The sequence below is a fragment of the Enterovirga sp. genome, assembly GCF_035325185.1.
In the GTDB taxonomy this organism is placed as follows: Bacteria; Pseudomonadota; Alphaproteobacteria; order Rhizobiales; family Beijerinckiaceae; genus Enterovirga.
This window is the reverse complement of the sequence record NZ_DAOLAJ010000117.1, coordinates 1-9,416: the sequence shown is the minus strand read 5'-3', so window position 1 is coordinate 9,416 and position 9,416 is coordinate 1. Positions and strand designations below refer to the sequence as shown.

At 66.1% G+C, this 9,416-nt stretch carries 7 protein-coding genes and 1 pseudogene; 4 read left to right on the top strand and 4 right to left on the bottom strand.

From position 1 onward, the window contains the following. The first annotated feature begins 94 nt into the window (after positions 1 to 94). The 4 genes from PKD06_RS16875 to PKD06_RS16860 are packed head-to-tail and all read left to right on the top strand — an operon-like array spanning position 95 to position 4,383. Positions 95 to 622: a (2Fe-2S)-binding protein gene (locus PKD06_RS16875; RefSeq protein WP_324382144.1), complete on the top strand. Its 528-nt coding sequence runs from the start codon at positions 95 to 97 to the stop codon at positions 620 to 622. Beyond that, positions 615 to 2,156: an AMP-binding protein gene (locus PKD06_RS16870; protein ID WP_324382142.1), complete on the top strand. Its 1,542-nt coding sequence runs from the start codon at positions 615 to 617 to the stop codon at positions 2,154 to 2,156. The genes PKD06_RS16875 and PKD06_RS16870 overlap by 8 nt, the downstream gene beginning before the upstream one ends. Positions 2,157 to 2,191: 35 nt before the next feature. Then, positions 2,192 to 2,995, top strand: coding sequence for an enoyl-CoA hydratase-related protein (locus PKD06_RS16865; RefSeq protein ID WP_324382140.1), 804 nt, complete (start codon positions 2,192 to 2,194; stop codon positions 2,993 to 2,995). Positions 2,996 to 3,054: 59 nt separating this feature from the next. Next, positions 3,055 to 4,383: an MFS transporter gene (locus PKD06_RS16860; protein ID WP_324382138.1), complete on the top strand. Its 1,329-nt coding sequence runs from the start codon at positions 3,055 to 3,057 to the stop codon at positions 4,381 to 4,383. An 87-nt stretch (positions 4,384 to 4,470) separates the two neighbouring features. Here the strand turns inward: PKD06_RS16860 and PKD06_RS16855 are convergent. The 4 genes and pseudogenes from PKD06_RS16855 to PKD06_RS16840 all read right to left on the bottom strand — a co-directional run. Continuing rightward, a pseudogene (locus PKD06_RS16855) lies at positions 4,471 to 4,599 on the bottom strand (GMC oxidoreductase); the annotation flags it as partial. Between the two features lie 52 nt (positions 4,600 to 4,651). Then, positions 4,652 to 5,425, bottom strand: a complete 774-nt coding sequence (locus PKD06_RS16850) for an enoyl-CoA hydratase (RefSeq protein WP_324382136.1) — start codon at positions 5,423 to 5,425, stop codon at positions 4,652 to 4,654. A 118-nt stretch (positions 5,426 to 5,543) separates the two neighbouring features. Continuing rightward, on the bottom strand, positions 5,544 to 7,469 hold the full coding sequence (locus PKD06_RS16845) for an acyl CoA:acetate/3-ketoacid CoA transferase (RefSeq protein ID WP_324382135.1): 1,926 nt from the start codon (positions 7,467 to 7,469) through the stop codon (positions 5,544 to 5,546). Positions 7,470 to 7,621: 152 nt separating this feature from the next. Beyond that, a complete protein-coding gene (locus tag PKD06_RS16840) occupies positions 7,622 to 8,935 on the bottom strand; it encodes an MFS transporter (RefSeq protein WP_324382133.1) in 1,314 nt (437 codons plus the stop codon). Positions 8,936 to 9,416: the final 481 nt, after the last annotated feature.

Genomic DNA, 9,416 nt, shown 5'->3' with positions numbered 1-9,416 from the left:
GCGCCCGGCTGCGCCGCGATCTCGTGCGCAAGCTCGGCCGCGAGGTGCTCGACGAAGCCGCAGCCCGGACGGCGCACGGCCACGGGAGCCCGAGATGAGACGACTTGCCGCCTCCGACCGCCACCGCATCGGCTTCACGCTCAACAGCCGGCCGGTCGAGATCGAGGCCGAACCGCGCCTCCTGGCGACGGACGCGCTCCGCCACGGCCTCGGCGCCACGGGCACCCATGTCGGGTGCGAGCACGGCGTATGCGGCGCCTGCACGATCCTGATCGACGGCGCGCCGGCGCGCGCCTGCCTGACGCTCGCCGTCCAGCTCGAAGGGCGCGACGTCTCGACCGTCGAGGGCCTCGCGCCTGCAAGCGACCGCCTGTCGATCCTCCAGGCCGCCTTCCGGCGTCATCACGCGCTGCAATGCGGTTTCTGCACCGCCGGCATCCTGATGTCGCTCGACGCCTACCTGCGCGAAAGGCCCGATCCGAGCGAAAGCGAGGTGCGGGAAGTCGTCGGCGGGCATCTCTGCCGCTGCACCGGCTACGCACCCATCATCGCGGCCGCGCTCGATGCGGCGGACCAATTGCGGGCAACACCCCGCGCCGACGGGAAGAACGCCCATGTTTGATCTCGGCACCAGTTTCCTGGCCAGCGTCGAGCGCGACCCCACCGCGCTCGCCATCGTCGATGACGATGTCCGGCTGACCTATTCCGAATGGCTCGAGCGAATCTCCTCGGTGGTTGCGAGCCTCGACCGGCTCGGGCTGAAGCCCGGCGATCATCTCGTGACGATCCTGCGGAACCGATGGGAGGCGGCGACGCTGCATTGGGCCTGCCAGCTCGCCGGGGTGATCGTGACGCCGGTCAACTGGCGCGCCAAGCCGGACGAGGTCGAGTTCGCGCTGGTCGATTCGGACGCAAGGGCCATCGCCTTCGAGACGGCCGCGCAGGAGGCGGTCGCAGCCAGCGGCCGGGCCTCCGCCATGCCCCGGATCGCGGTCGGCCCCGAAGCCCGCGGCGACGCGGCTTTCGAACAGATGATCGCGAGCGCCGCGAGGACCGCGACGCCCCGCGCCTCGGCGAACGACTGGTCGCTGATGCTCTACACCTCGGGCACCACCTCGAAACCGAAGGGCGTGCCGCGCCGCCACCGGGCGGAGCGGGCCAGCGCGATCGCCCATGTCGGGCAGAACCTCTACCGACACGGCGAGCGCACGCTCGGCGTCATGCCGCTCTACCACACGATGGGGGTACGCTCGCTCCTCGCCATGTCGCTCATCGGGGGCACCTTCGTGTGCCTGCCCCGCTTCGACGTAAAGCGCGCGCTCGAGCTCATAGAAGCCGAGAAGGTCACCAATCTCTACCTCGTGCCGACCCTCTATCATGACGTCGTGCACCATCCGGCCTTTGCGGCGACGGACGTCTCCTCCGTGCGCAAGCTGGGCTTTGCGGGCGCCCCGATGACCGACGGGCTTCTGGCCAAGCTCACCGAGACTTTCCGGCCGGAACTCTTCGTCAACCATTACGGCTCCTCGGAAGTCTATACGTTCAGCATCAACCAGGAAGCCGCGAAGAAGCCCGGGAGCGCCGGCAAGGCGGGGCTCAATCAACTCATCCGCGTGGTCCCCCTGGACGCCGGGACGGCCGACGAGCGCGCCGCAGCCGGCGAAGAGGGCCAGATCGCCGCGCTTCTCGCCAGCGACGAGGCGTTCGAGGGCTATTGGCGCCGCCCGGACGCCGACGCGAAATCGCTCCGCCAGGGTTGGTACTTCACGGGCGACACCGGCTATTTCGACGAGGACGGCGACCTCTACGTCACGGGCCGGGTCGATGACATGATCATCACCGGCGGAGAGAACGTCTCGCCTGTCGAGATCGAGAGCTGCCTCTCGCTCCACCCCGCCGTGTCCGAGGTCGCGGTCGTCGGCCTGCGGGACGAGCGCTGGGGCAAGATCGTCGTCGCCTTCGTGCAGCGCTCGGGGCCCGTCACGGCCGAAGAACTCGACCAGCATTGCAAGATCTCCGGCCTCGCCAACTTCAAGCGGCCGCGCCGCTTCGAGTTCGTGAAGGCCATCCCGAAATCGCCGGTCGGCAAGCTGCTGCGTCGCCAGCTTGTCGCCGGCGAATACGAGCCGGACGCGTCGAACGACGCTGCCGCCTGAATCCGCACCCTCATTCCAAACGGAGAAAGAGACCCATGACCGAGCCCACGCACAACGACCCGCGCCTGCAGAACCTCGACGGATTCCGGGTCGAGATCGATGCCGCCCGCGAGCGCGCCGACATCGTCCTCTGCCGCCCGCCGATGAACGTCATCGAGATGCCCCAGCGCGACCAGATCCGGAAGGTCTTCGAGGCGCTCGACGAGGACGACCGCGTCCGGGTCATCGTGCTTCGCGCCGAAGGCCAGAACTTCTCGTCCGGCGGCTACATCAAGGGCTTCCTCGAGGCCTCGCCCGAGCACGTCTCGAAGCTTGCCTGGAACATGGCGGCGCCGGCCCGGTGCTCGAAGCCCGTCGTCGCGGCCAACCGCGGCTATACTTTCGGCGTCGGGTTCGAGGTCTCGCTCGCCTGCGACTTCCGCATCGTCTCGGAAACCTGCCAATACGCACTACCCGAGCAGAAGCTCGGCCAGATCCCGGGCTCGGGCGGCTCGGCCCGCTTGCAGAAGATCGTCGGGATCACGCGCACCAAGGACATCGTGATGCGCTCGAAGCGCATCTCCGGCAAGCAGGCCTACGAGTGGGGCATCGCGACCGAATGCGTGGCTGACGCCGATCTCGAAAAGGCGACCGACAAGCTCGTCGACGAGCTGCGCTCGTTCTCTCCGATCGCCCAGCGCACGGCCAAGAAGCTCCTCAACGATACCGAGGACTCGACGCTCGCGATCGCGATCGAGCTCGAGGGCCACTGCTATTCGCGCCTGCGCCAGTCGGACGACTTCCGCGAGGGCGTCGAGGCCTTCCACGCCAAGCGCACGCCGAAGTTCACGGGCCGGTGACGGCCATCGCGCGGAGCCGCGTCGACGCGGCTCCGCAATCGACCGGAGGAAAACGCACCATGTCAACCATCGAGCTCAAGAGCGAAGCAGCCCCGATCGACGCGACTCACATGCGAAGCGCCATCATCGCATCGACCCTGGGCTGGGCGCTCGACCTGTTCGACCTGTTCATTCTTCTCTACGTAGCCCCGGTGGTCGGCGCCCTGTTCTTCCCCTCGACCCACCCGACCCTGTCGCTGGCGGCCGTCTATGCTTCTTTCGCCGTCACGCTCCTCATGCGACCGGTCGGATCGGCGATCTTCGGCCACTACGCCGACGCCCATGGCCGCAAGGGGGCGATGCTGGTCGCCATGATCGGCGTCGGCATCAGCACCGCCGCGTTCGGCCTCCTGCCGACGATCCACCAGATCGGCTTCATCGCGCCGGTTCTCTTCATCATCATGCGCCTCGTTCAGGGCATCTTCGTCGGCGGCGTCGTGGCCTCGACCCATACGGTCGGAACGGAATCGGTGCCGGCGAGCTGGCGCGGCTTCATGTCGGGACTTGTCGGCGGCGGCGGCGCCGGCATCGGGGCGCTCATGGCCTCGATCGTGTTCTTCATCACCTCGTGGATTTTCCCCGGAGAGCAATTCTCGGTGTGGGGCTGGCGCGTGATGTTCTTCTCGGGACTCCTGAGCGCCGTTCTCGGGCTCTACATCTTCCGCAACCTCGAGGAATCGCCGTTCTTCAAGAGGCTCCAGGAGGAGAAGGCGGCCAGGAAGTCCTCGGCTCCGACGGGATCGCCGCTCAAGGCCCTGTTCTCCGCGGGATACAGGAACGTCCTGCTCGTGAACCTCCTGATCACCTTCGGCGGGGGCGCCGGATACTACCTGACCTCGGGATATCTGCCGACCTACCTGAAGGTGATCAACGGCATCTCCAACAATGCGGCCGCCCTCATCCTGATGGCTGCGAGCGTTTCGGCCTTCGTGTCGGCGGTCGCGATCGGACTGCTCAGCGACCAGATCGGCCGCAAGAAGACCTTCCTGCTCGTCGGGGTCGTCGCGATCGTCGCTCTTCCCTTCCTCTATCTCGCGCTCGGCAAGACCACCGACATGGCGACGATCGTCCTGTACGCCCTCGCCATCTCGTTCATCGGCAATGCCGGCTATGCGCCCGTTCTCATCTTCCTGAACGAGCGCTTTCCGACGGCCCTGCGAGCGAGCGGCACGGGATTGTCCTGGAACATCGGCTTCGCGCTCGGCGGGATGATGCCGACAGTCGTTTCCCTGGCGAGCCCGACGCCGGCCGCCATCCCGATGTCGCTCGCGGTCGCCTCGGTCGGGATCTTCCTGGTCTATCTCCTGGGAAGCATCATCATCCCGGAGACCAAGGGGCAGTTCAAATAGACTGCGGCCGGCGGCGATCCGCCCTCACGAGCAAAGCAAAGCCACGATGCGGCTACCGCATCGTGGCTTCTTCGTGCCGCGGGGCGCTCAACGCGGCTTGCGGAGATGATCGCTCAGCTTTTCGGCGATCATGATGGTTGGAATGTTCGTATTCGCGGTCGGGAGCCGCGGCAGCACCGAAGCGTCGCCTACAAAGAGATTCTCGGTTCCGATCACGAGCCCGCCGGCCAGCGGTCCGGCAGGATGCGCCGGAGCTGACCGGGTCCGGTCAGCCGTGCTTGAACTCGGGCTTCCGCTTCTCCACGAACGCCGACATGCCCTCCTTCTGGTCCGCGGTGGCGAACATGGCGTGGAAGACGCGCCGCTCGAAGCGGACGCCCTCGGTCAGCGTGGTCTCGTAGGCGCGGTTGATGCTCTCCTTCGCCATCATGGCGATCGGAAGGGACATCGAGGCGATCGTCGCCGCGGCCTCCATCGCCACGGTCAGAAGCTCGGCGGCCGGCACCACGCGCGAGACGAGGCCCGAGCGCTCCGCCTCCGTCGCATCCATCATGCGGCCCGTGAGGCACAGATCCATCGCCTTCGCCTTGCCCACAGCCCGCGCCAGGCGCTGCGTGCCGCCCATGCCGGGCATCACGCCGAGCTTGATCTCGGGCAGCCCGAACTTCGCGCTGTCGGCGGCGAGGACGACGTCGCACATCATGGCCAGCTCGCAGCCGCCGCCGAGGACGTAGCCCGCCAAGGCTGCGACGACGGGCGTCCGCGCCCCGGTCAGCCGATCCCAGGCGGAATAGTGGTCGCTCATATACATATCCATGTACGAGCGGTCCTGGATCCATTTGATGTCGGAGCCGGCGCTGAAGACCTTCTCGGAGCCCGTGACCACGATGCAGCCGACATTCGGATCGCGATCGAAGAGGTCGATCGCATGCAGGAATTCTTCCGTCTGCTGCTTGTTGAAGGCGTTCAGCGCCTTGGGCCGATTGATCGTGATGAGCCCAACCCGGTCGTGCCGCTCGACGACGATATGCTCGTAGGTCATGGATCTCTGCCTTTCGCCGGATCGAGGTCGAGCGTCGCGCTCGCAAGGACCTGGAATGTCGGGAGTGCGCGCGGCGCCGTGACCACGAATGCGGTCGCGGCGCCTCCGCGGGAGCCGGTCAGGAGACGTTCTCGTGGAACGCCTGCGCTTCGTTCCTGCTTTCGAAGATGTGCGGACGGACGGTCCGCGTGAGGATCTGGCCGACCTTCAGGCGCATGAAGGCGCTCGTCGTATAGCGCGAGACCTGGGTGTAATAGGTGTCCTCCAGGTGGCGGACCATCTCGGCATAGGCGTCGGCCGCCTCCACATCGAGCTGGAAGGCGTCGTAATTCGCGACGACCGCGACCCGCCGCCCGATCTTCTGGCACAGGGTCGCCACCGCCTCGCGCATGATTCTCACATCCTCCAGCGTCCGGATGTGGAGCCCTTCGCAATTGATGAACAGGATGTTGCGCTCGGAATCGTAGGCGAACCTGTCCGAAAGGTTGAGGTCGAGCATGCGGTCGCGCAGCCCCATCGGCTCCGGATTGAAGATGCGAGGGTCCATCAGGGCGACGTCCCGGACGACAGGCCTGAACTTCATCAGGGCGAGAATATCCCGGTCGACATCGATTCCCGGCGCGACCTCGATCAGCTCCATTCCCGCCGGCCCCAGCCGGAAGACGCAGCGCTCGGTGACGTAGAGGACCGGCTTGTCCTGGGCCGACGCCACAGGACCCGAGAACGTGATCTGCTGGACGCGCTCGTGGAACTTCTGGGAGCGGCCTTCGCTGACGATGCGAAGCCGGCCGTCCTCGACCGCGATGTCGAGGCCGCCGGCCGCGAAGGTGCCGGCATAGACGATCTTGCGGGCGTTCTGGCTGATATTGATGAAGCCCCCCGACCCGGCGAGCTTGGGCCCGAAGCGGCTGACATTGACGTTCCCCTGCGCGTCGGCCTCCGCCATGCCGAGCACGGTCAGGTCGAGTCCGCCGCCGTCGTAGAAGTCGAATTGCTGGTTCTGGTGGATCACGGCCTCCGCGCCGGTCGCCGCGCCGAAATCGAGGCCGGAGGCCGGCAATCCGCCGATCACGCCGGATTCCGCCGTGAGCGTGATGAACTCGCCGATCCGCTCCTCGCCGGCGACGGCGGCCACTCCTTCCGGGATGCCGATCCCGAGATTGACGATGGCGCCGGCCCGCAATTCCATCGCGCAGCGCCGGGCGATGAGCTTGCGCTCGTCGAAGGCCATCGTCCCGGTATCCGCCTCGCCGGCGATCTCGGAGCTGTAGGCGGGATTGTAGACGGTCGCGTAGGTCTGCCAGTGATGCTGCGGCTCGGCGACGACGACGCAATCGACGAGAGGGCCTGGGATGAGAACCTGCCGCGGATGGAGGGAGCCCGCGCGCGCGATCCGCTCGACCTGCACGATGACCACCCCGCCCGAATTCTTCACGGCCATCGCCTGGGCGAGATTGTCGAGGTCCAGGGCCTCGCGCTCGGCGGTCACGTTGCCGTTGGCATCGGCGGTGGTCCCGCGCAGGAAGGCGACGTTGAGCGGAAAGGCCTTGTAGAACAGCCATTCCTTCCCGTCGATTTCCATCACGCGGACGAGGTCTTCCGCCGTGATGGCGTTGATCTTGCCCCCGTCCTGCCGGGGATCGACGAAGGTGCCCATGCCGACGCCGGAGATCGTGCCGGGCTTGCCGGCCGCGATGTCGCGGAAGAGGTGCGAGATGACGCCCTGAGGAAGGTTGTAGCCTTCGATCCTGTTCTCGAGCGCCAGCCGGCCGAGCTTCGGAACCAGCCCCCAATGGCCGCCGATCGCGCGCTTGACCAGCCCGTCATGGGCGACCGCGTTGAGGCCCCGGTCCCTCCCGTCCCCCTGCGCCGCGGCGAAGACCAGGGTGAGGTCGCGCGGCTCGCCGGTCTCGAGGAAGCGCTTCTCCAGCGCGACCAGAAGCGCGTCGGGCACGCCGATCCCGACCAGGCCGCCGGTGGTGATGGTGTCTCCCGACTGCACGACGGCAGCGGCTTCCGCGGCGGTGACGATCTTGTTGCGCATGCAGCCCCCCTTTTGTTGGATCGCGTCTTTTTGTTGGATCGCATCTGCCCCCGGTCCTCGGACGCCCGGTCGGGGCGTCTGAGAAGCGGGGGCAGGCCGAAGCGTGACGACGCCTGGATTGTCCGCGAGCCCGGGGGCCCGCGGACGGAGGATCAGGGAGCCTCTTTCCGCATCAGCACGGTGCACACCAGCGCGAGCACGGACAAGGCGACGAGATAGTAGATCACGAGGCGCGGATCGCCGCCGTTCTGGGCCAGCAGCCAGGTGGCCGCGATCGGCGCGAGGCCGCCGCCGAAGAGCCCGGCGACCTGGGCCGAGACGGAGATGCCGCTATAGCGCACCTCGGACGGAAACTGGTTGCAGAACAGGATCGATTCCGGCGCATAGAGGATCGGGAAGACCCCGGCCAAGCCGATCACGATCGCCCACCAGGCCATGGTGATGTCCTTGGTGGCCAGCATCGTGAAGAACGGCGTCGCGTACATCGCCACGATCACCACGCCGATGCCGAACTGGAACCGCGCGCCGATCTTGTCGCTCAGCCAGCCGAAGAAAGGCATCGTCACCAGCGTCAGCGCCGCTCCTACCGTGATCGCGCTCAGGAGTTCCGCGCGAGGCAGGTTCAACTGGTTCACGGCATAGGCCAGGGAGAAGGTGACCACGACGTAGAACCACGTGTTCTCGACCACCCTTGCGCCCACGATCTTCAGGATGCCGTCCCAATGCTCGCGAATGACCACCAGGATCGGCGCCTTCACCTCGTGTCCCTCTTCCTTCATCTTCTCGAATTCCGGCGATTCCGGAACCTTCAGCCGGATGAAGACGCCCACGCCGAGCAGCACGATGCTCAGGAGGAAGGGGATGCGCCACCCCCAGCTGAACAGGGCTTCCTCGGGCAGCTTCGACACGAGCGCCATCATGAGGGACGACATGACGAGGCCGCCGCCGACGCCCATCTGCGGCAGGCTGCCGTACAGCCCCTTCTTGCCTTCCGGCGCATGCTCCACCGCCATGAGGACCGCGCCGCCCCATTCTCCGCCCACGGCCAAGCCCTGGATGAAGCGCATTATCACGAGCAGGACCGCCGCCCAGTATCCGATGCTGTCATAGGACGGGATGAGGCCGATCAGCGTGCTCGGAATGCCCATCATGAAGATGGTGGCGAGGAGCATCGATTTCCGGCCGAGCTTGTCGCCGAAATGGCCGCACACCATGCCGCCGAGAGGCCGGCTGACGAAGCCGATGGCAAAGGTCGAGAAGGAGGCGATCGTTCCCGTCATCGCATCCAGCGACGGGAAGAAAACCTTGTTGAAGATGAGCGCCGCGGCGGTTCCGTAGAGAAAGAAATCATACCACTCGATCGTGGTGCCGACCATGCTCGACCAGCCAGCCAGACGGTGCGATGTCCTGTCATGGACGGATGGCGGCGCCGCCCCTGCTATAAGGACGCCAGTATTCGCTTCCATTCTTCTCTCCCTCCGCAATACGTTTTTCTAATCGCGGGAATTCGGCGATTATTCCCAGGAACTCAGATCAGGCTCCGGTTTCTTGGTAGCCGGCAGCCGGTGAGATTCAATTCCGGAAATATGCCGCCGTATTCCTACGATGCCAGCCGGATGCGTCCTCTTTGAAAGATCGAGCATAGCTCGGGACGAACATCAGGATGGACAGCGCTCTTTAGATATTCGGCTTCAATAGCCGATTTCGTGGAGTATTGTCTTTTCGATTTTCCGCACAGGCGGCGTGCGCATTCCCGCACAGGCCGCATGCGAAAATGCAAGCGGGCGGCGGCGCGGCCGCTCCGCCGCCCGGCGGAGCTTCGCCTCGCAGATCGCAAGACCTGCTTCGGAAAAGCTCCGCCCCTGACGGCCCTTTCAGTCTACTGCATCGTCGGGATGACGAATTCTGCGCCTTCCTTGACGCCTGAGGGCCATCTTGAGGTGACGG